Here is a 24,063-nt window from a genome sequence, read left to right as displayed (position 1 = left end):
TGAAATCTTTACGTAACAGATGAGCGATGATCGATCAGAAGGTGGTATGGGGGCATGAAAAATGGGGGCATGAAAAAGGCGGCCACCCCGGCAGGGGTGGCCGCCTTTTTCATGCCAGCGGTCAGCGTTCCTTGAGTGCCTGTTCGATGGCGCGCATGACCTCGTCCAGCGGGGCGTCGGTGCGCGCGACGGTCACCAGCACCTCGCCCTCCGAGGAGGCGGTCGCCGCGGGCGGGGTGGTGCGGCCGGCGCCGATGCCGGTGCCGAAGGTCTTGCGGACGATGGCGAAGGCGTGGTCGAGCTGGGCCTCCAGGTCGCCCTGCCCGGCCGCCCGCAGCCAGCGGCGCAGCACGTGGTTGTGGGCGGTGACCACGGCGGAGGCGGCGACCTCGGCGAGCAGCGGGTCGTCGTTGGCGTCGTCGGCGTGCACGTGCTCGTCGAAGTGGCCCAGCAGATAGCGGGTGAACAGGCGCTCGTAGCGGGCCACCGACGCGATCTCCGCCTCGCGCAGGGTGGGCACCTCGCGGGTCAGCTTGTAGCGGGCCACCGAGATGTCCGGGTGGGCCGCGTACATCTTCATGACTTCCTTGATGCCGCGGCACACCGTGTCCAGCGGGTGTTCGTGCGCGGGGGCGGCGTTGAGCACCGCCTCGGCCCGCACCAGGGTGTCGTCGTGGTCCGGGAAGATCGCCTCTTCCTTGGACCGGAAGTGCCGGAAGAAGGTGCGGCGGGCGACCCCGGCCGCGGCCGCGATCTCGTCGACGGTGGTGGCCTCGTACCCCTTCGTCGCGAACAGTTCCATCGCGGCGGCCGCCAGTTCCCGGCGCATTTTCAGCCGCTGGGCGGCGGCTCGGCCACCGGCGGCGGTCTCCGGCGCGTCGGACGCGGCTGGGGTACGTGTGGACTTGGCGGGCTGGGACATGAACATGAACGTACTGCATGTGCCCAGCTCGCCGCGCACGGCCGGGGTCCCCCGGGCGGGAGAACCCCGGTCCGCGCCGGCCCCGGTCAGCGGGCGTACTCGCGGAAACCGCGGCCCGTTTTCCGGCCCAGGCAGCCCGCGGCCACCAGGTGCTCCAGGAGCGGCGCCGGCGCCAGCCCCGGGTCGCGGAACTCGCGGTGCAGCACCTTCTCGATGGCCAGCGAGACATCCAGACCGACCACGTCCAGCAGCTCGAAGGGGCCCATCGGATAGCCGCCGCCGAGCTTCATCGCCGCGTCGATGTCGTCGAGGGTCGCGTAGTGCTCCTGCACCATCTTCACCGCGTTGTTCAGGTACGGGAACAGCAGCGCGTTCACGATGAACCCGGCCCGGTCGCCGCAGTCCACCGGGTGTTTGCGGACCTTGGCGCACACCTCCCGGACGGTGGCGTGCACATCGTCGGCGGTCAGCACCGTGCGCACCACCTCGACCAGCTTCATGGCCGGCGCCGGGTTGAAGAAGTGCATGCCGATCACGTCCTGCGGGCGCGAGGTGGCGCGGGCGCAGGCGACGACCGGCAGGGAGGAGGTGGTGGTGGCGAGCACCGCGCCGGGCTTGCAGACCTTGTCCAGGGTGGCGAACAGCTGCCGCTTGACCTCCAGGTCCTCCGCGACCGCCTCCACCGCCAGGTCGACGTCGGCGAAGTCGTCGTAGCTGCCGGTGGGCGTGATCAGGTCCAGCGTGCGCGCGGCGGCCTCGGCGGTCAGCCGGCCCTTGTCGACGGACCGGGCCAGGGACTTGCCGATCCGGGCCCGGGCGGCCTCGGCCTTCGCCGCGCTGCGGGCGGCGAGCACCACCTCGAACCCGGCCTTCGCGAACACCTCGGCGATCCCGGACGCCATCGTGCCCGAACCGGCCACGCCCACCGCGCGCACCGCACGGCCGGGGACCGGGGCGGCGCTCTCGCTCGGGGTGAGCGGGTCGGGGACGACGGTGGTGCCGCCCGGACCGTCGTAGGTGTAGAAGCCGCGGCCCGCCTTGCGGCCGGTCAGGCCGGCCTCGCTGAGCTGGCGCAGGATCGGGGCGGGGGCGTGCAGCCGGTCGCGGGAGGCGGCGTACATGGCCTCCAGGACGGTGCGCGCGGTGTCGATGCCGATCAGGTCGAGCAGGGCCAGCGGGCCCATCGGCAGGCCGCAGCCCAGCCGCATCGCCGCGTCGATGTCCTCCCGGGAGGCGTACCGCGCCTCGTACATCGCCGCCGCCTGGTTGAGGTAGCCGAACAGCAGGCCGTCGGCGACGAAACCGGGCCGGTCGCCGACCGCCACCGGCTCCTTGCCGAGGTCCAGCGCGAGGTCGGTGACGGCCGCGACGGCGCCGGGCGCGGTGAGCACCGAGGAGACGATCTCGACCAGCTTCATCGCCGGGGCCGGGTTGAAGAAGTGCAGGCCCAGCACGCGCTCGGGGTGCGCGGAGTCGGCGGCCAGCCGGGTCACCGACAGCGCGTTGGTGCCGGTGGCCAGGATCGTGCCGGGCCGCACGATGCCGTCCAGTTCCCGGAAGATCCGCTGCTTGACCTCGTACGACTCCGGCGCCACCTCGATCACCAGGTCGGCGTCGGCGGCGGCCCGCAGGTCGGTGGCGACCCGGACCCGGGCGAGGGCGTCCGTGCGCTCCCGCTCGGTCAGCCGGCCGCGGGCCACGGACCGGGCGGTGGAGGTCTCCAGCGCGGCGACCGCCCTGGCGGCCTGGGCCTCGCCGATGTCGATGCCGACGACCTCGCGGCCGGCCCGGGCCAGCACATCGGTGATGCCGGTGCCCATGGTGCCGAGGCCGACCACGGCGACGGTCCGGAGCGGGGACGGGGGAGTGGCGGCGCGGGAAGTGTCGGAGAGCGGAGCGTCGGAGCGGGGAGCGGCCATCGCGGGACTCCAGGAAGGTGACGACGGAAACGCGCCCGGCACGCCGGACGGCGCGCGGGGGCGTACGGGAGAGGTGCGGGGCATGCGGGGTGCGGCAGCCGTTGCGACAGCGTCCACACCGCGGCACTGGGTGCCACCGGGCTCACTGGCGGGCACGCCCGGCGGACCGACCGGCCCAGTCCCCGGGCCGAGTCGCACTGCTCCCACGGCGGCCGCGTCACCAGACCGCCGCGAGACGAACACGAGTGGGTCACTCGCTCGTCTGAGCCTAACTTGCGGGTAACGAGCGCGCCAGACCTCCGGGTTGGTGATCCACGTCCCATACCGCCGAGGACCCCTCTAGCCTCGGTCCCATGGACGAAGAGTTGCGTACGCTCACGGAGCGTTTACGGGCGGAGTCGGGGGGCTCGCCGGCCTTCGGCCGGCTGGTGGCGACCGGCGACCACGGCGAACTGGCCGAGGTGCTCACCGGGCCCGGACAGCCGCTGTGGGCCAGGGAACTGGCCGCGTTCCGGCTGGGCGTGGCCGGCGACCGGCGGGCCTTCGAGGCGCTCGTACTGCTGCTCAACCACCGCGACCCGCCGCGCTGTGCCAGCGCCGCGTACGCCCTCGCCCGGCTCGGCGACCCCCGCACCGCCCGCGCCGCCGCCGCGCTCGCCACCAACGAGCTGCGCGTCGCCTACGCCCTGCACCCGGTCCGCCTGCTGACCGAACTGCGCGCCCCCGAGTCCGTCCCCGCGCTGATCACCACCCTGCGCCGCCGGCTGCGCCCGCACGACCCGTACCGCCGGGTGGCACTCGCCTGCGTCGAGGGCCTCGGCACCCTCGCCGACCCCCGGGCCGCCCCGGTCCTCAACGAGGCCCTGGCCCACCCGGCCCTGGCGGCGGCGGCGGTACGGGCGCTGAAACGGCTGCCCTCACGACGGAACTGAGGCGTCAGGCCCGTCAGCCCGGCAGTCCGACAGTCCGCCACCAGGCGCACGCGGACACAGTGGGCGCCCTGAACGTCCTACGGGCCGGGCTGGTCCGTCGCAACGCCAACCCGGCCTAGCGAGAAGTCCCCTCCTTCATGAGGGGGAGGAGTCACCAGGAACTCCGGGCGGACGAGGACGACGCCGGACGCCGGACACGATGCGGTGACCTGGACGGCCGACGAAGCCAACAGACAGGTGTCGGGCAGGGGGGTCATGTCCGCGACAAAGCAAGCGCTCCTGCAGAACATGTCCTGCCAATAATTGACCCAATCGGGTCGCTTGTTGCCCTCCAATGATCTCGGGGTGAGAGTTCACAGCAGGGTGAGCTGGGTCGGCTCGGGCGGTACCGGAGCAGCCGGTTCCGTGAGCTGCCGGGAGGCTCCCGCGCGGGCCGGCCCGATGCCGTACTCCCGGGCGAGGTCGTGCACCTGCCGGGTGATCCGGCGCTGGTACCACTTCGGGGCGTAGGCGCCCTCCGCGTACAGCCGCTCGTAGCGGCGCACCAGGTGCGGGTGGTGGTGCCCGAGCCAGGCCATGAACCACTCCCGGGCGCCGGGCCGCAGATGCAGCACGAGGGGCGTCACGGAGGTCGCCCCGGCCGCCGCGATCGCCCGGACCGTCGCCCGCAGTTGGCCGGGGTCGTCGCCGAGGAACGGGATCACCGGCGCCATCAGCACCCCGCAGCCGATGCCGCGCGCCCCGAGCGCCCGTACGACGTCCAGGCGCCGCTCCGGCGCGGGCGTGCCCGGCTCCACGGTGCGCCACAGGGCGGCGTCGGTGAAGCCGACCGAGACGGAGATGCCGACGTCGGTCACTCGGGCGGCCCGGGTCAGCGCGTCCAGGTCGCGCAGGATCAGCGTGCCCTTGGTGAGGATCGAGAAGGGGTTCGCGCGCTCGGTCAGGGCGTCGATGATGCCCGGCATCAGCCGGTAGCGTCCCTCGGCCCGCTGGTAACAATCGACGTTGGTGCCCATCGCGATGTGCTCGCCCCGCCAGGAGGGCGAGGACAGGGCGCGGCGCAGCAGTTCGGGCGCGTTCACCTTCACCACGATCTGGCTGTCGAAACCCAGACCCGTGTCGAGGTCCAGATAGCTGTGCGTCTTGCGCGCGAAGCAGTAGACGCACGCGTGCGTGCACCCCCGGTAGGGGTTCACCGTCCATTCGAACGGCAGCCGGGAGGCGCCCGGCACCCGGTTGACGATCGAGCGGGCCCGCACCTCGTGGAAGGTGATCCCCTGGAACTCCGGCGCCTCGAAGGTGCGGGTGGTGACCGCGTCCGCGTCGAACAGCGCGGCGTCGGCCGCCCGGCCGTGACCGGACTCGGAGAGGTTCTCCCAGCGCATGGTGCCTCCTCGGTAGTGCAGGAACACAGAATAGAACATACGTTCCCTTGATCGTGCGGTCCGAGGTCCGGGGGCCGCCCCTGGCCGCCGGACGCCCTTCGATTTGGTGGCCGGGCGGCGGGGTGGTTGGCTTGCCCCGACCCCTCAGCACCAGGCCCTGGAGGAACCCGATGGCGCAGGTCGAGGCCACCACCGAGCGGATCGTCGCCGCCGACGCGGAGACGGTGTTCGACGCGCTCGCCGACTACAGCGGCACCCGCGCGAAACTGCTGCCCGAGCAGTTCAGCGAGTACGAGGTCCGCGAGGGTGGTGACGGCGAGGGCACCGTCGTGCACTGGAAGCTCCAGGCCACCAGCAAGCGGATCCGCGACTGCCTGCTGGAGGTCACCGAACCCTCCGACGGCGAACTGGTCGAGAAGGACCGCAACTCCTCGATGGTCACCACCTGGCGGGTCACCCCGTCCGGCGAGGGCCGCTCGCGCGTCGTCGTCACCACGGTGTGGAACGGCGCGGGCGGCATCGGCGGCTTCTTCGAGAAGACCTTCGCCCCCAAGGGCCTGGCCCGGATCTACGACGCGGAGCTCGCCAAGCTCGCCGCCGAGGTGGAGAAGTAGCCAAGAGCCGCGTGTGGGGCGGCCGTTGGCGGCCGCCTCACCGGTTCGAGTGATCTGCGCGCGGCCGCGCCGGACGCCGTAACCCCTCGCATGTGTTCGCAGTTGTCGCCTGAGCGGAAATGGTGCGCTCAGGCGACGAATTGCGACTAAGGGGAGCGGTACGTGGGCGGGATCACTCTGGTGCAGGACGAGCCGGCCGTCGTCGCGCCCCCCGACCCGACCGCCCCGCCGCCGGCCGCCGCGCTCAGCCCGCGCCGGGTCCGGCTGGTCTTCATCGGCCTGATGCTCGCGCTGCTGCTCGCCGCGCTGGAGCAGATGATCGTCGCCACCGCGCTTCCGAAGATCGTCGGTGAGCTGCACGGCCTGGACAAGATGTCCTGGGCGATCACCGCCTACCTGCTCACCTCCACCGTGGGCCTGCCCATCTACGGCAAGCTCGGCGACCTCTTCGGCCGCAAGGGCGTCTTCCAGTTCGCCATCCTGGTCTTCGTCATCGGCTCCGCGCTGGCCGGCCGGGCCCAGACCATGGACCAGCTGATCGCCTACCGCGCGGTGCAGGGCGTCGGCGCGGGCGGCCTGATGATCGGCGTGCAGGCGATCATCGCGGACATCGTGCCGCCCCGCGAACGCGCCCGGTTCATGGGCCTGATCGGCGCCGCCTTCGGCCTCGCCTCGGTCGCCGGACCGCTGCTCGGCGGCTACTTCACCGACCACCTCTCCTGGCGCTGGTGCTTCTACATCAACGTCCCCTTCGGCCTGCTCACCATGGTCGTCGTCGCCGTCGTCCTGAAGCTGCCCAAGCCACGCGTCCGGGCCCGCCTCGACGTCCTCGGCGCGCTGCTGCTGGCCGCCGCCTCCACCTGTGTGGTGCTGCTGACCAGTTGGGGCGGGGTCGAGTACGACTGGGGCTCCGAGGTCATCCTCGGGCTCGGCGCGGGGGCGCTCGCGGCCACCCTGCTCTTCCTGGCCGCCGAGCGGTTCGCCGCCGAACCCCTCATCCCGCTGCGGCTGTTCCGTGACTCCGTCTTCACCATCACCGGACTGGTCGGCCTGGTGGTCGGCGTCGCCCTGTTCGGCGCCGCCAGCTATCTGCCGACCTTCCTCCAGATGGTCGACGGCGCCTCCGCCACCGAGTCCGGGCTGTTGATGCTGCCGATGATGGGCGGCATCGTCGGCGCCTCGGTCGTCTCCGGACAGCTGATCAGCCGTACCGGGCACTACCGGATCCACCCGATCCTCGGCGGCGCCCTCTCCGTCGTCGGCATGTGGCTGCTCTCCCGCCTCGACGTGGACACCCCCCGACTCCAGTACAGCGTCTGGATGTTCGTCCTCGGCGCCGGCATCGGCATGGTGATGCCGGTGCTGGTGCTCGCCGTGCAGAACTCCGTGCGCCCCGCCGACCTGGGCACCGCCACCAGCGCCAACAACTACTTCCGGCAGATCGGCGGCAGCGTCGGCGCGGCGGTCTTCGGCACGCTGTTCGCGGGCCGGCTCACCGACGCCCTCGCCGAGCGGCTGCCGGCCGGTGCCGGGCTGCCGGACGCCGACGCCATCACCCCGCAACTCGTCCACTCGCTGCCGCCCGCGCTGCGCGACGCCTACATCCAGGCGTACGCCGACGCCATGCCGCGGATCTTCCTGTACCTCGTGCCGGTGCTCGTGCTCGGCCTGTTCCTCGCCTTCTTCCTCAAGGAGAAACCGCTCGTGTCCCACAACGCGCCCGTGACCGAGACGACGGAGACCGCGCAGCCCATGGCTCCGGTCCCGCCCGCCCTCCCCCACCCTTCGGGCGGGGGGACCCCCACCTCGCTTCGCTCGCCCTACCCCGGCGGCGTCCCGGTCTGCGGCACGGTGCAGCATCCCGACGGCACCGTCGTGCCCCGCGCGGCGCTCACCCTCATCGATGCCGCCGGGCAGCAGATCGGGCGCGGCGCCAGCGGCGGTGACGGACGGTACGCGCTGGCCACCCCCGGCACCGGGTCCTACGTGCTGATCGCCGCGGCCGGCGGCCACCAGCCGCAGGCCGTCTCCGTCACCGTCGGCGAACGCCCGGTCGAACTCGACGTCGTCCTCGGCGGCGCCGGACGCCTCGCGGGCGCCGTCACCACCGCCGACGGCACCCCGGTGCGGGACGCCATGGTCACCCTCACCAACGTGCACGGCGAGGTGGTCGCCTCGACCCGCAGCGGCCGCGAGGGCGGCTACGTCATCACCGAACTGGTCGCCGGCGAATACACCCTGGCCGGCAGCGCTCCCGCCTTCCGCCCGGCCGCGCTGCCGGTCACCGTCCAGGCGTCCCGGGAGACCAGGCAGGACATCGAACTCGCGGGCGGCGCGGTGCTCAAGGGCACCGTCCGGGCCGGCGGCGGACGGCCCGTCGAGGACGCCCGGGTGACCCTGCTGGACGCCGCCGGGAACGTCGTCGACACCCTCACCACCGGGGCCGACGGCACCTTCCGGTTCGTCGACCTGTCGTCCGGCGAGTACACCGTCATCGCCGCCGGCTACCCGCCGGTCGCCACCGTGCTCCAGGTGGCCGGCGGCGGCCGTACCGAACGCGACCTCCAGCTCGGCCACGAGGACTGAGCGGACCGCGCCGTGCCACCGGCGCGCGGGGCGCGCGCCGGTGCTTTTCCGCGCCGCCGATTTCCGGTTCCCCGCACATCCCGCAAGGCCGCGGCTCTACGGTGGTGAGGGCGGTGCACAGATCTTGCCGAGCCGCGGGGAGAGAGGGCCTGACGCCATGGACCGTGGCACCGAGCAGCCCGCGCCCGGCCGCATCCCGCTGGCCGTGGCCGTGGTGGACCGGGACGGACTGGTCTCCCACTGGAGCCGGGGCGCGCGGCGCCTGTTCACGCTCCCGAAGGACGCGGCCATCGGCCGCCCGGCCCTCGACCTGCTGCCCGTCTCCGGCGCCCTGCCCGAGGCGGACGACCCCTTCCCGCTCGGCTGCCACCCCGGCTACGACTCCCTGGGCCCCGACCTGGAGTCCTCCGCCCTCGGCGGACGGCTGTCCTACCCGTCCGCCGGCCGGGCCCGGCTCACCGTTCCCGAGCGGGGCCGCATCGACGTCCTGTGGTGGGCGTACCCGCTGGTGGGCCCCGGGCGGGAGCGGCTGCTGGTGCTCGCCGCCGACGCGGGCGCGCTGTGCCCGGCGGACGGCGGCGCGGCGGCCGTGGCGGAGCGGATCGCCCCCGGCTTCGCCCTGCACACCGACTTCCCCGGCGCCGACGAACTGGCCCGCCGGCTGCCCGAGATCCTGCCCAGCATGAGCGTCGGCGAAGGCGCCCGCATCGTCGCCCAGATCCTCGAACTCGGCTATCCCGTGCTGGAGTTCAGCCAGGACCACCGGGTGCCCGTCACGCCCGACTGGGGAGTGTCCCGGCGGGCCGTCCGGCAGCGGACCGCCCGGCCGCCGTCCCCCGGCGAGCCACCGCCGCCCGGCGAACCGCTGGACGAGACGCAGGACCTGGAGTACGCCGCCGTCCGCGAGCGCCTTGAATTCCTCAACGACGTCAGCGGCCGGATCGGCACCTCCCTGGACCTCGCCGAGACCATCGTCGAGGTCAGCCGGGCCGTCGTGCCCCGCTTCACCGACGTGGCCGGTACCTATCTGCGCGAACAGGTGGTGGCCGGCGAGGGCTTCCCCGACGGTGTGCCCGACACCACCACCCTGTGGCACCGGGTCGCCCTCGAACACACCGACGAACCGGGCCGCTGGGACGACGTGGTGCCGGTCGGCGAGGCGATGCCGTTCCCGGCGCACACCCCGTTCTTCCAGTGCATGACCAGCGGCGACCCCGTCCTGGTGCCCCGGATCACCGAGGAGATGGGCCACGCCGTCGCCTCCCAGTTCGAGAAGCGGGACATCCGGCCGCTGATCACCGGCCGGTCCATGCTGGTCGTCCCGCTCAAGGCCCGGCAGGTCGTCCTCGGCTTCATGATCCTGCTGCGCCACCCCGACCGCACCGTCTTCAACGACATGGACCGGGTGACCGGCGCCGAACTCGCCGCCCGGGCCGGCCTGGTCCTGGACAACGCGCGGATGTACACCCACCAGGAGAACGTCGCCGAGACGCTCCAGGACAGCATGCTGCCGCACATCCCGGCCCGCATGACGGGCTGCGACATCGCCACCCGCTACCTGCCCGGCACGCTGCTCGGCCGGGTCGGCGGCGACTGGTTCGACGCGGTCAAACTGCCCGGCGCCCGCACCGCGCTGGTGGTCGGCGACGTCATGGGCCACGGCCTCAACTCCGCCGCCATGATGGGCCAGTTGCGCACCGCCGTACAGACCATGGCCGGCCTCGACCTGCCGCCCGCGCAACTGCTGCGCGGCCTCGACGACCTCGCCCAGCGGCTCGGCGACACCTACCTCGCCACCTGCCTGTACGCCGTCTACGATCCGATCGCCGGCGAACTGCACCTCGCCAACGCCGGACACATCCCGCCCGTCCTGGTGCGCGCCGCGGACGGCCGCAGCGAGCTGATCGACCTGCCCACCGGGGCGCCGATCGGCGTCGGCGGGGTGGCGTTCGAGGCGGTCCGGGTGCCGGTGGCGAGCGGCGACCGGCTGGTGATGTGCACCGACGGCCTGGTGGAGGTGCGCGGCGAGGACATCGGCGTCGGACTGGCCACGCTCTGCGCGTCCGCCGCGCACCCGGCCGCCGCCATGGACGACGCCTGCGACACCATCACCCGCACCCTCGCCTCGCGCGGCGGCCGTAAGGACGACGTGGCCCTGCTGATGGTCCGGCTGGGCGGCATCGCCCCCGACGCGGTCGCCGAATGGCGCCTTCAGCGCGAGCCGGCCGAGGTCCGCCGGGCCCGCGCGGCGGTCCGCGAACAGCTGCGCGCCTGGGACCTGGCGCCGCTCGTCGACCACGCCGAACTGCTGGTCGGCGAGCTGGTCACCAACGCCGTACGGCACGCCCACCGCCCCGTCGTGCTGCGCCTGGTGTGCGGCGACACCCTGCTGTGCGAGGTGGACGACGACGACCACGAACTGCCGACCCTGCTCGACGCCGGCCCCGGCGACGAGCGCGGGCGCGGGCTGCTGGTGGTGAGCACCCTCGCCCGGGAGTGGGGCACCAGCCGCACCGCCACCGGCAAGACCGTCTGGTGTGAACTGACCCTGCCCCGCCGTCCCTCCCGACGGTGAACGACGTCGAAGGACCCGTGAAGGAAACCGAGGTCCGCTTGTGGCCCGGTCCGGTGCGCGGTAGACCGTACTGGTCCGTCACTCGGGACGGGCCGGACCGTCGCACCCTGGGGAGTCGGGCATGAGCGTGGCAAGACGGTACCGGGACGCCTGGGAGGGGTTCTGGCGCGAGGCACCCGACGCGCCGCACGCGGTGTTCTGGGACGCGGAACCGGCCCTGACCGCCGGCCGTCATCTCGCCCTCTTCGAACCGCACCTGACCGATCCCGGCCTGCCGATGGTGGACCTCGGCTGCGGCAACGGCACCCAGACCCGCTACCTCGCCGACCGCTTCGCGCACGTCGTCGGCGCCGACCTGTCCGCCGCCGCGCTCGACCATGCCCGGCGCGCCGACCCGGCGGGGCAGGCCGGGTACCGGCAACTGGACGCCGCCGACAAGACCGAGGTGCAGACGCTGCACGCCGAACTGGGCGACGCCAACGTCTATCTGCGCGGGGTACTGCACCAGTGCGAACCCGAGGACCGGCAGCCGCTGGCCGACGGACTCGCCGCCCTGCTCGGCACACGCGGCCGGGCCTTCCTGGTCGAGCCGTCCGAGGCGGCGGTGACCGTGCTGTCCGGGCTCGCCGAGGACGCCGACGGGCCACCGCCCAAACTGGTGCCGGTGCTGCGGCACGGCATCGCGCCCGGCACCCTCGTCGACGACGCGGTGCCGGAGCAGTTGCGGGCGGCCGGCCTCGAGGTGCTCAGACAGGGCGAACTGCCGCTGATCACCACGGAGTACCGGCCGGACGGCACCCGGATCGAACTGCCGTCGATCTGGCTGGTCGCCGGGCGCGCGGGGTGACCGAGGTTTCGGCCCGGCTCAGCTCGGTTCGACCACCCGGGCGGCAGTGCGGTCGGGGCAGCGGCCGGCCACGAGTACCGGGCCGCCGGGCACGGTGGGGATCTGGCGCAGGTCCTGGAACCCGAGGTCGTCCAGTAGCTCGGTCATCCGGTGCGAGGTCAGGGCGCTGCCGCCGTTGCGCGCCGCGTTCCAGTCCGCGACGGCCGCGAGCAGCGGCTCGCGCGGTGCCGGGTTGGTGCCGGCCACCAGCCACCCCCCTTCGGTGAGGGCGGCCGCCACGCGTGGCAGGCAGGCCCGCAACGTGTCGGGGGAGAGGAACGGCGCGGGCAGCCAGATCAGGTCGTAGAGATCCTGTTCGCGCAGATCGACGGCGTTCTGGTGCCGCAGTTCGACCCGGTCGGCGCCGGGTCCCGCCGCGTCCAGTGCTCGGCGGGCCAGCCGGATCGCCCGCTCAAGGCTGTCGATCCCGGTCACCCGTACGTGCGGAAGGTCCTGGGCGAGCGCGAGGGCGAGCGCCCCGGTCCCGGTGCCGATGTCCAGTACCCGGCTGCCCGCGCCGGCGACCCGCTCGGCCAGTCCCGGCAGCGCGGGCACCAGACGGGTGGCGAGCGCGTGCCCGGTGGCCGCGGAGGCACGCCCCTGATCGAGCAGTACGTCGTCGCTCTGCGCCGCCCACCCCGTCGCGGCCTCGCCGTCGGCGGCGGCGAGCGCCTGCCGCAGGGAACTGAGCCGGGCGGACGCCGCGTTGGAGGAGCCGGCGCCGACCCGCAGCGCGGGCACGGCGACCGCCTCGCCCCCCTCGCGGCGCACCACACCCGCGGCCTCCAGCACCGCGGTGCGTGCCGGGTCGGCCGCCAGCGCCTTCTCCAACGAGCCCGTGCCGGCCTCCCGCAAGGTCGCGACCGCCGCGGCGAACGCCCATGCCTGCCCTTCCAGGACGGCCAGCGGATCGTCGTTCTGCTCGACGTCGTCGTTCATGCCTCACCCTTTGTTCGTCTTGTTCGTCACGTCATGACCCGGACCCGGTTCGGTCCTGCCGGTCAGGACCGGCAGGGGAGTCGCGTGAAACACCCCGTCGGGGTCGAATCGGCGCTTCGCCGCGAGCAGTCGTTCGGTGTTCGGTCCGTAGGCGTGCGCGATCTGCTCGGTCTCGTCGGGGCCGAGCAGATTGGGGTAACCACCCGGCGCGGCCTCGGCCGCCAGTGCCGTGGACAGGTCACGGGCCCACGCGCGGTGTTCCGGTTCCCGGGGATCGCCTGGTTCCCAGCGGGCGATGGTCTCCACCATGAGATGGGGGGCGCGGTGTGCGAACGCCGTGTCGGTCGCGGGCGTCCGGGACGCGGCGCCGTGCAGGCTGTGCAGGGACACGGCGGACAGCGGCGAGGTCAGGGTGTCGCCCGCGTCGACGAGGGCCGCCCGCACGGTGGGCGTGAGGACGGGGACCGTCCGCGGGCGGATCTCGACGTGCTTGCCGAACGGGAACATCGCGTCGGTGCCGGCCAGCAGGTCCAGGCCGGTGGTGCGGCCGAGCCGGGCGACCAGCGGCTCGCCGAGGGCGGTGAGCCGGGCCAGCGTCGCCTCGCCGGCCCGGTCGTCGTCGCCGCTCCACGTAGGTATGACGAACACCACGGGCGCCCCGTCCGGGCCGGCGAGGAAGCCGCACTGCACGGTCAGCTCGTCGGGCCCCTCGGGCACCAGCTCGGCGAGCCGGGCCAGCACCGAGGACGCCTGCGCCCAGGGGAACAGGATGCGGCCGGACAGCAGCGTCGGGGGCCGGTGGAGCTGGACGCGCATCGCGGTGACCAGACCGAAATTGCCGCCACCGCCGCGCAGCGCCCACAGCAGCTCCGGCTCGTGCTCGGCGTCGGCCGTGACCAGTGAGCCGTCGGCGAGCACCACGTCCGCGGACAGCACGTTGTCCAGGGCGAGCCCGAACCGGCCGCTCAACGGCCCGTAGCCGCCGCCGAGGCTCAGGCCCACCATGCCGACGGAGCCGACCGTGCCGGTCACCGCGGTCAGGCCGAAGGGCTGGGCGGCGCGGGCGAGGTCGGCGCCGGTCGCGCCGCCGGCCAGCTCGGCCACCCCTGTGGCCGGGTCCACCCGCACCGAGCGCAGGCCGGACAGGTCAATGGTCAGGCCGCCGTCGAGCAGCGCCCGGCCGGCCCAGTCGTGCCCGCCGCCGCGCACCGAGAACGCGACACCGTGCTCCCGGGCGGCCAGCACCGCCGCTCGGGCGTCGGCGGCGCCGGCGCAGCGGACGACCACGCCGGGGCGGTGTGCGACCGCGCCGTTCCACACGTGCACGCCGGCGTCGTAGGCGGGCCCGGAGGTGACGATCCGGTCGACGTCGACGGTGCGGCGAAGGGTGTCGGCCAGCCGGGCCGTCCGTTTGTCGGCCGGTTCGTTCGTCGATGTGGTCACGGGGGCTGCCTTCGCCTCGAAGAGCGGTCGCTGACGGGTTTCAGAGTATCGCTCGGCTCATTGGAGTCAATCTCTGATCAATGGCTGACAGCTCTGGAAGCACCTCACCGGCTAAGCTCGCCGGACCATGACTTCATCGCCCACCAGCAGGCGCGCCGAGTACGCGGAAGCGACCCGCGCCGCCATCGTCGACGCGGCCCGCCGGATCTTCGCCGAGCAGGGGTACTTCGCGACCACCGTCGAGGACATCGCCAAAGCCGCCCGGGTCGCGCCCGCGACCGTCTACGCGGTCGGCGGCGGCAAGCAGGGGCTGATCGGTACGCTCGTCGACCTGTGGAGCCAGGCCCCGATCGTCGCGGAGACCCGCCGCCGCGGGGCGGAACTCACCGACCCGGACGAGATCCTGCGAAACGCGGCCGCCACGGTGCGGAGCATGCGTGAGGAGTACGGGGACATCATGCGGGTGGCACTGGCCACCGCCCCGCACCACACCGCGGTCGCCGAGGGGCTGCGCGTCGCGACCGGGCGGTACCGGGAGGCGGTCCTCGCCCTCGCCGAGCGGCTCCACGAGGTCGGCGGCCTGCACCCCGGCCGCACGGTGCGGCAGGCGGCCGACGTGCTGTGGTTCTACTTCGGCTACGCGGGCTTCTTCACGCTGGTCGACGACAACGGCTGGACCTTCGACCAGGCCGAGCACTGGCTCGTCCGGCAAGCCGCCGTCACCCTGCGCTCGGCACCCTGAGCCCGCCGGGTGGGTGCGGCGCACCCACGCCCCGATGACCGGCCGCGATTAGCGTGGCGGTCATGGAAAGCGTGAACGAACTCGGTGACTACCTGCGCGCCCGCCGGGCGGCCCTCGCGCCGGGAGACGTGGGGGTACCCGACGACGGGCCGCGGCGGGTGCCGGGGCTGCGGCGTGACGAGGTGGCGCTGCTGGGCGGGGTGAGCACGGACTACTACATCCGACTGGAGCAGGGCCGTGAGCGGCACCCGTCCGAGCAGGTGCTGCGGGCGATCGCCGTGGCGCTGCGGCTGGACGACGCGGCGGCCGCCCATCTCTTCCGGCTGGGCCGGTCCGCCTTCGGGACGGCGGCCGCCGCGACGACTGTCGCCCCGCAGTTGCTGCGGATGATGGACGGCATGCGCGAGGAGCCGGCTTTCGTGGTCGGTGCCGCGCAGGACGTGCTGGCGGCCAACGCGATGGCGCGGGAGCTGTACGGCGGTTTCGTCCGGTACGACAACCTGCTGCGGATGATCTTCCTGGACCCCTTCGCGCGCGAGTTCTACGCCGACTGGGACCACGCGGCCCGGATCGCGGTGGGCAACCTGCGGGCCTCCTCCTCGCAGTTCCCGCAGGACGAGCGGATCGAGCGGGTGGTCGGCGAACTGAGCGTGCGCAGCCCCGCGTTCACCGGCCTGTGGGCGCGCTACGAGGTCCGCCCCCGTACCCACGAGGACAAGCACTTCCGGCACCCGCGGGTCGGGGAGATGCGGCTGCACTTCGAGGCGCTCGCCGTCACCAGCGCTCCCGGACAGCACCTGTCCGTCTACAGCGCGGAACCCGGCAGCGCCGACGCCGACGCCCTGGTCCTGCTCCGCCGGCCGGCCGAGCGGGAAGCGGCCGTGACGGACCGGGCCGCTGCCGCGGAGGAAGGAGTGTCCCGATCATGACCGCCGCTCTGTCCGACGCCGCCGGTACCTTCGAGATAGCCGGCAAGCAGGTCCCCCGGCTCGGTTTCGGCGCCATGCGGCTGACCGGACTCGGGGTGTGGGGTGAGCCCGACGACCGTCAGGAGTGCGTCCGGGTGGTGCGCCGCGCCGTCGAATCCGGCGTGCGGCTGATCGACACCGCGGACTCCTACGGCCCGTATGTGAGCGAGGAGATCATCCGGGAGGCGGTCCATCCCTACCGCGACGACGTGCTGATCGCGACCAAGGCCGGGCTGACCCGCAACGGGCCCGATGTGATCAGGACGGACGCGGGACTGGTGCGCCTCGGTCCGGCGGCGTGGCCGCCGGTCGGCCGCCCGGAGTACCTGCGCCAGCAGGCCCTGATGAGTCTGCGCCGGCTCGGCGTGGACCACATCGACCTGTTCCAACTGCACCGCGTCGACCCGCGGGTCCCGCTGGAGGACCAGGTCGGCGAGCTGAAGAAGCTCCAGGACGAGGGCAGGATCGTCGCGATCGGACTGTCCCAGGTCACCGTCGGCCAGATCGAGCAGGCCCGCACGATCGCGGAGATCGCCACCGTCCAGAACCGCTACAACCTCACCGACCGCGGCTCCGCCGACGTCCTGGAGTACTGCGCCCGCCACGGCATCGGCTTCATTCCCTGGGCGCCGGTGGCCGCCGGTGGACTGGCCCGCCCCGGCGGCCCGGTCGACCGGATCGCGACCGCCCACCACGCCGCCCCGTCGCAGGTGGCCCTGGCCTGGCTGCTGGCCCGCTCCCCGGTCGTCCTCCCCATCCCCGGTACCTCCAAGGTCGCGCACCTGGAGGAGAACCTGGCGGCGGCGACCCTGCGGCTGACCGACGCGGAGACCGACGAACTGACCGCCGCGGCGTAACGGCCGTTCCGGGGGCGCGACGGGCCTCCCGCCTCCTTCGCCTCCTGTCCCCCCCCTTTTTTCCTGTTTTTTCCTGCCGAAGAGAAGAGCTGCCATGCTGCTGCCCTCCGAGGAAGCGGGCCGAGGCCGTCCCGTCGTCCTGCTGCACGCTCGTCCCACCGACCGCACCATGTGGGCCGCCCATCTGCCCCTGCTCGCCGGCGCCGGGGTGCGGGCCATCGCCCTGGACCTGCCCGGCCATGGCGACGCGCTCGTGCCCGAAGACCGTGCGGTGGCCCCCTGGACGGACGTCCTCGACACGCTCGACCACCTGGGCGCCGACCGCTTCGTCCTGGCCGGGAACTCGCTCGGCGCCCTGGTGGCGCTCCAGACCGCCGTCACGGCACCCGAGCGGGTCGAGGGCCTGGTGCTCGTCGGATACCGGCCGCACGACCAGCCGGCCTCCCCACGGCTGCGAGCCGCCTGGGACGCCGAACGGACGGCGCTCGCCGCCGGCGACCTGGACGCGGCGGTGACAGCCGGCGTCGAGGCGTGGACCTCGGCCGGCGCGAGCGACGAAGTACGTGCGCACACCGCCCGTATGCTCCGCCGCCGGCTCGGCGAACAACTCGCCCACGGCGAGCCGCCACTGGCGGCGGACCCGCTCGGCGAAGGAACGGCGGCGCTGCGCACCCTGACCGTCCCCGCCCTGGTCGGCGTCGGTGAACACGACATGCCCGACTTCTTCGAGGGCGGCGAGGGACTGGCCCGCGACCTCGGCGCGGGCCAGGCCGTGGTCATCCCCGCCGCCGGGCACCTCGCGCCGCTGGAACAGCCCACGGTGTTCTGCGCCCTGCTGCTGGACTTCGTCCGCCGCCTCCCGGAGCGGCAACGCTGAACCCCGATGCCCTGGCCACCCCATTCGGCGGCCTGTAGCGTCCTGTGCATGAAGATCCTGATCAGCGCCGACATGGAGGGCGCCACCGGGGTGACCTGGCCGGCCGACGTGCTGCCGGGGACGCCGCAGTGGGAGCGGTGCCGGTCGATGTTCACCTCGGACGTCGACGCCGCCGTACGCGGCTTCCTGGACGGCGGCGCCGACGAGGTCCTCGTCAACGAGGCGCACTGGACCATGCGCAACCTGCTCCTCGAACGGCTGGACGAACGCGCGCAGATGCTCACCGGCCGTCACAAGGCGCTGTCCATGGTGGAGGGCGTGCAGCACGGCGACGTGGACGGCATCGCCTTCGTCGGCTACCACGCGGGCGCGGGCATGGAGGGCGTGCTCGCCCACACCTACCTCGCCAACCAGATCACCGGCGTCTGGCTGAACGACGTACGGGCCAGCGAGGGGCTGCTCAACGCGCATGTCGTCGCGGAGTACGGCGTCCCGGTGGTGCTGGTCACCGGGGACGACGTGGCCTGCGAGGACGCCCTCGGATACGCGCCCGAGGCGCTGAAGGTCGCGGTCAAGGACCATGTCTCGCGGTACGCGGCGGTGTGCCGGACGCCCGCCCGGACCGCCGCCGACATCCGGGCGGCGGCCAAGGAGGCGGCGTCGCTCGCGGTGCGGCACGAGCCGGTCGACGGCGGCCCGTTCACCGTCGCGGTCGAGTTCGACGCCGAGCACCTGGCGGCCGCCTCGACCGTGGTGCCGGGCGTCGAGCGGGTCGGTGAGCGCAAGGTGGCGTACACCACCGGCACCATGTACGAGGGCATCCGGACCTTCAAGGCGGTCACCACGATCGCCTCGGCCGCCGTGGAGGAGACCTATGGCTGACGAACAGGCCCTCGACGAGGTCGTCCGCTTCACCTCCGACCTGATCCGGATCGACACCACCAACCGGGGCGGCGGCGACTGCCGGGAGCGCCCGGCCGCCGAGTACGCCGCCGCGCGGCTCGCCGAGGCGGGCCTCGAACCCGTCCTGCTGGAGCGCACCGAAGGCCGTACGAACGTGGTGGCCCGGGTCGAGGGCACCGACCCGGCGGCCGACGCGCTGCTGCTCCACGGCCACCTGGACGTGGTGCCGGCCGAGGCCGCCGACTGGAGCACGCACCCGTTCTCCGGCGAGGTCCGCGACGGCGTCGTCTGGGGGCGCGGCGCGGTCGACATGAAGAACATGGACGCGATGATCCTGGCCGTCGTGCGCGGCTGGGCCCGGCACGGGGTGCGGCCCCGGCGGGACGTGGTGATCGCGTTCACCGCCGACGAGGAGGCCAGCGCCGAGGACGGCTCCGGGTTCCTCGCCGACCACCATCCCGAGCTGTTCGTGGGCTGCACCGAGGGGGTCAGCGAGTCCGGCGCGTTCACCTTCCACGACGGCGCCGGCCGGCAGCTCTACCCGATCGCGGCCGGCGAACGCGGCACCGGCTGGCTGAAGCTCACCGCGCGCGGCCGGGCCGGCCACGGCTCCAAGGTCAACCGGGAGAACGCGGTCACCCGGCTGGCCGCCGCCGTCGCCCGGATCGGTGAACACGAGTGGCCGCTGCGGCCGACCCCCACGGTCCGCGCCGCGCTCACCGAACTCGCCGCGCTGTACGGCATCGAGACCGACCTCGGCGACGTGGACGCGCTCCTTGACAAGCTCGGGCCGGCTGCCAAGCTGGTCGAGGCGACCGTCCGCAACAGCGCCAACCCGACCATGCTGGACGCCGGTTACAAGCTCAACGTCATCCCGGGCGAGGCGACCGCCTACGTCGACGGACGCTATCTGCCCGGCGGCGAGGACGAGTTCCGGGCCACCCTGGACCGGCTCACCGGACCCGACGTGGACTGGGAGTTCGCCCACCGCGAGGTCGCCCTCCAGTCGCCGGTCGACTCCCCGACGTACGCCCGGATGCGGGCCGCCGTCGAGGAGTTCGCGCCGGAGGGGCACGTGGTGCCGTACTGCATGTCGGGCGGCACGGACGCCAAGCAGTTCTCGCGGCTCGGCATCACCGGCTACGGCTTCACCCCGCTGCGGCTGCCCGAGGGCTACGACTACCAGGCGCTCTTCCACGGGGTGGACGAACGGGTCCCCGTGGCCGCGCTGCACTTCGGGGTGCGGGTGCTCGACCGGTTCCTGCGGACGGCTTAGCGAGTGGGGGAGACAGTGCGGACCCTGGCGTACGGATCGTGGCCCTCGCCCATCGACGCGGCGCTCGCCGCCGCGCACGACGGGCGCCCCGACGAGGTGGGCTTCGTCGGCGCGGAGGTGTGGTGGACCGAGCCCCGGCCCGCCGAGGGCGGCCGGCGGGCCCTGGTGAGGCGGCGCGCGGACGGCGCCGAGGAGGACCTGCTGCCCGCCCCGTGGAACGTGCGCAGCCGGGTCATCGAGTACGGCGGCCGGTCCTGGGCGGCGGTGCCGGACGGTGACGGTCCGCTGGTTGTGTTCGTGAACTTCGCCGACCAGCGGCTGTACCGGTGGCGGCCGGGCGGCGGTCCGCCGCGCCCGCTCACCCCCGTCTCGGCGGTCGGCGGCGGACTGCGCTGGGCGGAGCCGCAGCCGCTGCCGGCGCGGGGCGAGGTGTGGTGCGTGCTGGAGGAGTTCACCGGCGCCGGACCCGGCGACGTACGCCGCGTCCTGGCCGCCGTACCGCTGGACGGCTCGGCCGCCGAGGACCGCGCGGCCGTACGCGAACTGAGCGACGGGCGGCACCGGTTCGTCACCGGGCCCCGGCTCGCCCCGGACGGACGGCAGGCGGCCTGGCTGGCCTGGGACCACCCCCGGATGCCCTGGGACGGCACCGAACTGCTGGTCGCCGAGGTCGCCGCCGACGGCACCTTCGGCCCGGCCCGGACCGTCGCGGGCGGCCCCGAGGAGTCCATCGCGCAGGCCGACTGGGACCGCGACGGCCACCTGCTGTACTCCAGTGACCGCACCGGCTGGTGGAACCTGTACCGCGACGGCCGGCCGCTGTGCCCCCGCGAGGAGGAGTTCGGCGGGCCGCTGTGGAAGCTGGGCCTGCGCTGGTTCGCGCCGCTGGACAACGGCCTGGTCGCCGTCGTGCACGGGCGCGGCGCCACCGCCCTCGGCGTCCTCGACCCGGAGACCGGCGAGGTGGTCGACGCGGCCGGCCCGTGGACCGAGTTCGCCGCCGGGATCGCCGCGTACGGCGAGCGAAGCGAGATGGGGGTCCCCCCGACCGTAGGGTGGGGGAGGATCGCGGCGGTCGGCGCCAGCCCGCGCAGCGCCTACGAGGTGGTCGAACTGGACGCCCGGACCGGCCGGGCCCGGGTGATCGGCGCCGCGCACGACGACGCCGTGGACCCCGCCCACTACCCCGAGCCGCAGATCCGCACCTTCACCGCACCCGACGGCCGCGAGGTGCACGCGCACGTCTACCCGCCGCACCACCCCGGCTGCGTCGCCCCCGCCGACGAACTCCCGCCGTACGTCATCTGGGCGCACGGCGGCCCCACCAGCCGGTCCCCGCTCGTCCTCGACCTGGAGATCGCCTACTTCACCTCCCGGGGCATCGGCGTCGCCGAGGTCAACTACGGCGGCTCCACCGGACACGGCCGCCAGTACCGCGAGCGGCTGCGCGAGCAGTGGGGCGTGGTCGACGTCGAGGACTGCGCGGCCGTCGCGCTCGCCCTCGCCGCCGAGGGCACCGCCGACCGCAGCCGGCTCGCCGTGCGCGGCGGCAGCGCGGGCGGCTGGACCGGCGCCGCCTCGCTGGCCACCACCGACGTCTACGCCTGCGGCACGATCCTGTACCCCGTCCTGGACCTGACCAGCTGGGGCGCCGGTGACACCCACGACTTCGAGTCCCGCTACCTGGAGTCCCTGATCGGCCCGTACGCCGAGGTGCCCGCCCGGTACGCGCAGCGCTCGCCCGCCGCCCACGCCGACCGGGTCACCGCGCCGTTCCTGCTGCTCCAGGGGCTGGACGACGTGATCTGCCCGCCCGCGCAGTGCGAACGGTTCCTGGCCCGCGTGGCCGGCCGCGGCGTGCCGCACGCCTACCTCACCTTCGAGGGCGAGGGGCACGGCTTCCGCAAGGCGGCCACCCTGGTCCGCGCCCTGGAGGCGGAACTCTCCCTGTACGCGCAGGTGTTCGGGCTGAAGGTGCCCGGCATCCCCACCCTGGAGCTGACCGAGTGAACGACCTGACCCGGCCCGCGCGACTGGCCCCCGGCGCCCGGGTGGCCGTCGTCGCGCCCAGCGGACCGGTGCCCGAGGAGCGGCTCCAGGCCGGCCTGGACGTGCTGCGCGGCTGGGACCTCGACCCGGTGCTCGCCCCGCACGTCCTGGACCGGCACGGCACCTTCGACTACCTGGCCGGCGCCGACGCCGACCGGGCCGCCGACCTCCAGAGCGCCTGGTGCGACCCGTCCATCGACGCGGTGCTGTGCGCCCGCGGCGGCTACGGCGCCCAGCGCGTCGTCGACCTGCTCGACTGGGACGCGCTGCGCGCCGCCGGACCCAAGGTCTTCGTCGGCTTCAGCGACATCACCGCGCTGCACGAGGCGTTCGCCGTCCGGCTCGGCCTGGTCACCCTGCACGGGCCGATGGCGGCGGGCGTCGACTTCCTGAAGAACGGCCGGGCCCAGGAGCACCTGAAGGCCACCCTGTTCGCCCCGGAGACGGTCCGCACGATCACCTCCGGCGGGACGCCGCTGGTCTCCGGCCGGGCCCGGGGCGTCACCCTCGGCGGCTGCCTCTGCCTGCTCGCCGCCGAACTGGGCACCGCCCACGCCCGGCCCGGCGCGCGCGGCGGACTGCTCTGCCTGGAGGACGTGGGGGAGGAGACGTACCGCCTCGACCGCTACCTCACCCAACTCCTGCGGGCCGGCTGGCTGGACGGTGTGCGCGGGGTGCTGCTCGGCTCCTGGGAGGGGTGCGAGAGCCCCGGCCGGGTCCGGGCACTGCTCCTGGACCGGCTCGGCGGCCTCGGCGTGCCCATCGCCGAGGACTTCGGGTTCGGGCACTGCGAAGGCGCGCTGACCATGCCGTTCGGGGTGCGGGCCGAGCTGGACGCGGACGCGGGCACGCTGGTCCTGGCCGCACCGGCACTGCGCTGAGGTGCGGCGTAGGGTGACGGGATGCCGTACGACACGTGCCGTTACCTCGCCGCGGGCCCCCGGGTGGGCATACGTCACTTCACGCTCGGCGACGGCGCCGAGTTCACCGCCCGGACCCGACAGAGCAAGGATCTGCACCACCCCTGGCTGTTCCCGCCGGACAGCGCCGAGGCGTACGCGCAGTACGCGGGCCGGCTGATCGAGGACCCGAGCAAGGCCGGGTTCCTGGTGTGCGACCTGGGCGACGGCGGTATCGCCGGGTTCATCAACATCAACAACATCGTCGAGGGCGGCTTCCTCAGCGGCGCGCTCGGCTACGGGGCGTTCGCGCACGCCGCCGGGCGCGGGCTGATGCGCGAAGGGCTCGGCCTCGTCGTGCGGTACGCCTTCGGGCCGATGCGGCTGCACCGGCTGGAGATCAACGTCCAGCCGGGCAACGCCGCCTCCATCGCGCTGGCCCGCGCCTGCGGCTTCCGGCTGGAGGGCTTCTCACCCCGGATGCTGCACGTGGACGGGGCCTGGCGGGACCACCAGCGGTGGGCGATCACCGCCGAGACGGTCCCGTCCGGCTGATCCGCGCGGGGACTGTGTCAGGCCCGGCGGTCCCGCGCAGGGGCCGTGTCAGGCCCGGCGGTCGGCGTACTCGTACACCGCGCCGTCCGGATGACGGGCGATCAGATTGCGGCCGGCGGGGGTCGGCAGCGGGCCCGCGACGACCTCGCCGCCGAGTTCGGTCAGCACCCGGGCCGTCTCCTCCACATCGGTCACGGCGATCGTCGCGACCACCTTGCGCAACACCTCCAGCTGAGACTCCGGGCCGCTCATCAGCAAGAAGCAGCCGACCGCCGCCACTTGGACGCCGCCGCGCTCGAACCGCATGGCTCGGCCGCCGGCGAGACCCTCGTAGAAGGGGATCGCCTTGTCCAGGTCGTCGACGTAGATGCGCAGGGTGGCTCCCAGAATGTCCATGCGGAAAAGCCTAGTTGGCGTCGGCGGCGCCCCGCCCATGGACCGCCGGGTTGCGGGTACCCGGCAGCCATGGACGACCGAATGGCACACTTGGAGCATCTGGACAAGCACCTGGTCGACGAACTGGCCCAGGTGGCCCGGGAGACCATCCGGGACGAGCTGCGCGAGCAGACCCGCAAGCAGCGTCGTACGGCGACGCTGTACGCGGCGTCCGGCGCCGCCGCGCTCTACGCGGGCGCGGCCGTGGCACTCGCCGTGGGTCTCGCGCTGGCGATCGGGCTGCCCGGCTGGGCCGCCGCGCTGATCACCGCCGCGCTGCTGGCCGGCGCCGCCTATCTGC

At 73.7% G+C, this 24,063-nt stretch carries 21 protein-coding genes; 15 read left to right on the top strand and 6 right to left on the bottom strand.

Annotation, left to right across the window (positions count from 1 at the left end):
• Window positions 1-121: 121 nt before the first annotated feature.
• Together ACTT8P_RS12560 and ACTT8P_RS12555 are read right to left on the bottom strand one after the other, a co-directional pair.
• A complete protein-coding gene (locus ACTT8P_RS12560) occupies window positions 122-922 on the bottom strand; it encodes a TetR family transcriptional regulator (protein WP_442831682.1) in 801 nt (266 codons plus the stop codon).
• Window positions 923-1,008: 86 nt separating this feature from the next.
• Window positions 1,009-2,841, bottom strand: a complete 1,833-nt coding sequence (locus tag ACTT8P_RS12555; RefSeq protein WP_442831681.1) for a 3-hydroxyacyl-CoA dehydrogenase family protein — start codon at window positions 2,839-2,841, stop codon at window positions 1,009-1,011.
• A gap of 353 nt (window positions 2,842-3,194) precedes the next feature.
• Here ACTT8P_RS12555 and ACTT8P_RS12550 point away from each other — a divergent pair, with 353 nt between their 5' ends.
• Window positions 3,195-3,773 carry an adenylosuccinate lyase gene (locus ACTT8P_RS12550; RefSeq protein ID WP_442831680.1) on the top strand — a complete coding sequence of 193 codons (579 nt, stop codon included), beginning with the start codon at window positions 3,195-3,197 and terminating at the stop codon, window positions 3,771-3,773.
• A 353-nt stretch (window positions 3,774-4,126) separates the two neighbouring features.
• Here the strand turns inward: ACTT8P_RS12550 and ACTT8P_RS12545 are convergent, their stop codons facing one another.
• Window positions 4,127-5,158 carry an Rv2578c family radical SAM protein gene (locus ACTT8P_RS12545; protein WP_442831727.1) on the bottom strand — a complete coding sequence of 344 codons (1,032 nt, stop codon included), beginning with the start codon at window positions 5,156-5,158 and terminating at the stop codon, window positions 4,127-4,129.
• Between the two features lie 170 nt (window positions 5,159-5,328).
• Here ACTT8P_RS12545 and ACTT8P_RS12540 point away from each other — a divergent pair, with 170 nt between their 5' ends.
• From ACTT8P_RS12540 to ACTT8P_RS12525, 4 genes are all read left to right on the top strand, one after another.
• Window positions 5,329-5,772: an SRPBCC family protein gene (locus ACTT8P_RS12540; RefSeq protein WP_442831679.1), complete on the top strand. Its 444-nt coding sequence runs from the start codon at window positions 5,329-5,331 to the stop codon at window positions 5,770-5,772.
• 162 nt (window positions 5,773-5,934) lie between these two features.
• A complete protein-coding gene (locus ACTT8P_RS12535) occupies window positions 5,935-8,358 on the top strand; it encodes an MFS transporter (protein ID WP_442831678.1) in 2,424 nt (807 codons plus the stop codon).
• Window positions 8,359-8,515: 157 nt separating this feature from the next.
• Window positions 8,516-10,933 (top strand): SpoIIE family protein phosphatase, encoded by a 2,418-nt coding sequence (locus ACTT8P_RS12530; protein WP_442831677.1) that lies wholly within the window; start codon window positions 8,516-8,518, stop codon window positions 10,931-10,933.
• A 121-nt stretch (window positions 10,934-11,054) separates the two neighbouring features.
• Window positions 11,055-11,780, top strand: a complete 726-nt coding sequence (locus tag ACTT8P_RS12525) for a class I SAM-dependent methyltransferase (protein WP_442831676.1) — start codon at window positions 11,055-11,057, stop codon at window positions 11,778-11,780.
• An 18-nt stretch (window positions 11,781-11,798) separates the two neighbouring features.
• Here the strand turns inward: ACTT8P_RS12525 and ACTT8P_RS12520 are convergent, their stop codons facing one another.
• Entirely contained in the window at window positions 11,799-12,758 is a 960-nt protein-coding gene (locus ACTT8P_RS12520) for an SAM-dependent methyltransferase (protein WP_442831675.1), read from the bottom strand.
• A gap of 3 nt (window positions 12,759-12,761) precedes the next feature.
• Window positions 12,762-14,201, bottom strand: coding sequence for an FAD-binding oxidoreductase (locus tag ACTT8P_RS12515; RefSeq protein ID WP_442831674.1), 1,440 nt, complete (start codon window positions 14,199-14,201; stop codon window positions 12,762-12,764).
• Window positions 14,202-14,328: 127 nt separating this feature from the next.
• Here ACTT8P_RS12515 and ACTT8P_RS12510 point away from each other — a divergent pair, with 127 nt between their 5' ends.
• The 9 genes from ACTT8P_RS12510 to ACTT8P_RS12470 all read left to right on the top strand — a co-directional run bounded on the left by ACTT8P_RS12510 (window position 14,329) and on the right by ACTT8P_RS12470 (window position 23,327).
• Window positions 14,329-14,943 (top strand): TetR/AcrR family transcriptional regulator, encoded by a 615-nt coding sequence (locus tag ACTT8P_RS12510; protein ID WP_442831673.1) that lies wholly within the window; start codon window positions 14,329-14,331, stop codon window positions 14,941-14,943.
• 62 nt (window positions 14,944-15,005) lie between these two features.
• On the top strand, window positions 15,006-15,872 hold the full coding sequence (locus ACTT8P_RS12505; protein ID WP_442831672.1) for a helix-turn-helix domain-containing protein: 867 nt from the start codon (window positions 15,006-15,008) through the stop codon (window positions 15,870-15,872).
• Window positions 15,869-16,768 carry an aldo/keto reductase gene (locus tag ACTT8P_RS12500; RefSeq protein ID WP_442831671.1) on the top strand — a complete coding sequence of 300 codons (900 nt, stop codon included), beginning with the start codon at window positions 15,869-15,871 and terminating at the stop codon, window positions 16,766-16,768. Before ACTT8P_RS12505 ends, ACTT8P_RS12500 begins: the two co-directional genes overlap by 4 nt.
• A gap of 94 nt (window positions 16,769-16,862) precedes the next feature.
• Window positions 16,863-17,645 carry an alpha/beta fold hydrolase gene (locus tag ACTT8P_RS12495; protein WP_442831670.1) on the top strand — a complete coding sequence of 261 codons (783 nt, stop codon included), beginning with the start codon at window positions 16,863-16,865 and terminating at the stop codon, window positions 17,643-17,645.
• A 48-nt stretch (window positions 17,646-17,693) separates the two neighbouring features.
• The gene (locus ACTT8P_RS12490; protein ID WP_442831669.1) at window positions 17,694-18,527 is read left to right on the top strand and encodes a M55 family metallopeptidase; all 834 of its coding nucleotides are present in this window, start codon (window positions 17,694-17,696) and stop codon (window positions 18,525-18,527) included.
• Complete coding sequence (locus ACTT8P_RS12485) at window positions 18,520-19,824, top strand: M20/M25/M40 family metallo-hydrolase (protein WP_442831668.1); 1,305 nt, start codon at window positions 18,520-18,522, stop codon at window positions 19,822-19,824. The genes ACTT8P_RS12490 and ACTT8P_RS12485 overlap by 8 nt, the downstream gene beginning before the upstream one ends.
• 3 nt (window positions 19,825-19,827) lie before the next feature.
• Window positions 19,828-21,834, top strand: coding sequence for a prolyl oligopeptidase family serine peptidase (locus ACTT8P_RS12480; protein WP_442831667.1), 2,007 nt, complete (start codon window positions 19,828-19,830; stop codon window positions 21,832-21,834).
• On the top strand, window positions 21,831-22,754 hold the full coding sequence (locus ACTT8P_RS12475) for a S66 peptidase family protein (RefSeq protein WP_442831666.1): 924 nt from the start codon (window positions 21,831-21,833) through the stop codon (window positions 22,752-22,754). Before ACTT8P_RS12480 ends, ACTT8P_RS12475 begins: the two co-directional genes overlap by 4 nt.
• Window positions 22,755-22,775: 21 nt before the next feature.
• Window positions 22,776-23,327, top strand: a complete 552-nt coding sequence (locus tag ACTT8P_RS12470; protein WP_442831665.1) for a GNAT family N-acetyltransferase — start codon at window positions 22,776-22,778, stop codon at window positions 23,325-23,327.
• Window positions 23,328-23,375: 48 nt separating this feature from the next.
• Here the strand turns inward: ACTT8P_RS12470 and ACTT8P_RS12465 are convergent, their stop codons facing one another.
• Window positions 23,376-23,723: a VOC family protein gene (locus tag ACTT8P_RS12465; RefSeq protein ID WP_442831664.1), complete on the bottom strand. Its 348-nt coding sequence runs from the start codon at window positions 23,721-23,723 to the stop codon at window positions 23,376-23,378.
• 81 nt (window positions 23,724-23,804) lie between these two features.
• Here ACTT8P_RS12465 and ACTT8P_RS12460 point away from each other — a divergent pair.
• A partial coding sequence (locus ACTT8P_RS12460; protein WP_442831663.1) for a phage holin family protein occupies window positions 23,805-24,063 on the top strand: 259 nt, incomplete at its 3' end.

This window comes from Streptomyces sp. JW3 (assembly GCF_052216785.1).
Lineage (GTDB): Bacteria > Actinomycetota > Actinomycetes > Streptomycetales > Streptomycetaceae > Streptomyces.
This window is presented reverse-complemented; position numbering and strand designations above follow the sequence as displayed.

Coding starts and splice junctions, on each gene's coding strand:
- ACTT8P_RS12560 (WP_442831682.1), bottom strand. CDS start 922: ATGTCCCAGCCCGCCAAGTCCACACGTACCCCAGCCGCGTCCGACGCG.
- ACTT8P_RS12555 (WP_442831681.1), bottom strand. CDS start 2,841: ATGGCCGCTCCCCGCTCCGACGCTCCGCTCTCCGACACTTCCCGCGCC.
- ACTT8P_RS12550 (WP_442831680.1), top strand. CDS start 3,195: ATGGACGAAGAGTTGCGTACGCTCACGGAGCGTTTACGGGCGGAGTCG.
- ACTT8P_RS12545 (WP_442831727.1), bottom strand. CDS start 5,158: ATGCGCTGGGAGAACCTCTCCGAGTCCGGTCACGGCCGGGCGGCCGAC.
- ACTT8P_RS12540 (WP_442831679.1), top strand. CDS start 5,329: ATGGCGCAGGTCGAGGCCACCACCGAGCGGATCGTCGCCGCCGACGCG.
- ACTT8P_RS12530 (WP_442831677.1), top strand. CDS start 8,516: ATGGACCGTGGCACCGAGCAGCCCGCGCCCGGCCGCATCCCGCTGGCC.
- ACTT8P_RS12525 (WP_442831676.1), top strand. CDS start 11,055: ATGAGCGTGGCAAGACGGTACCGGGACGCCTGGGAGGGGTTCTGGCGC.
- ACTT8P_RS12520 (WP_442831675.1), bottom strand. CDS start 12,758: ATGAACGACGACGTCGAGCAGAACGACGATCCGCTGGCCGTCCTGGAA.
- ACTT8P_RS12510 (WP_442831673.1), top strand. CDS start 14,329: ATGACTTCATCGCCCACCAGCAGGCGCGCCGAGTACGCGGAAGCGACC.
- ACTT8P_RS12505 (WP_442831672.1), top strand. CDS start 15,006: ATGGAAAGCGTGAACGAACTCGGTGACTACCTGCGCGCCCGCCGGGCG.
- ACTT8P_RS12500 (WP_442831671.1), top strand. CDS start 15,869: ATGACCGCCGCTCTGTCCGACGCCGCCGGTACCTTCGAGATAGCCGGC.
- ACTT8P_RS12495 (WP_442831670.1), top strand. CDS start 16,863: ATGCTGCTGCCCTCCGAGGAAGCGGGCCGAGGCCGTCCCGTCGTCCTG.
- ACTT8P_RS12490 (WP_442831669.1), top strand. CDS start 17,694: ATGAAGATCCTGATCAGCGCCGACATGGAGGGCGCCACCGGGGTGACC.
- ACTT8P_RS12485 (WP_442831668.1), top strand. CDS start 18,520: ATGGCTGACGAACAGGCCCTCGACGAGGTCGTCCGCTTCACCTCCGAC.
- ACTT8P_RS12470 (WP_442831665.1), top strand. CDS start 22,776: ATGCCGTACGACACGTGCCGTTACCTCGCCGCGGGCCCCCGGGTGGGC.
- ACTT8P_RS12465 (WP_442831664.1), bottom strand. CDS start 23,723: ATGGACATTCTGGGAGCCACCCTGCGCATCTACGTCGACGACCTGGAC.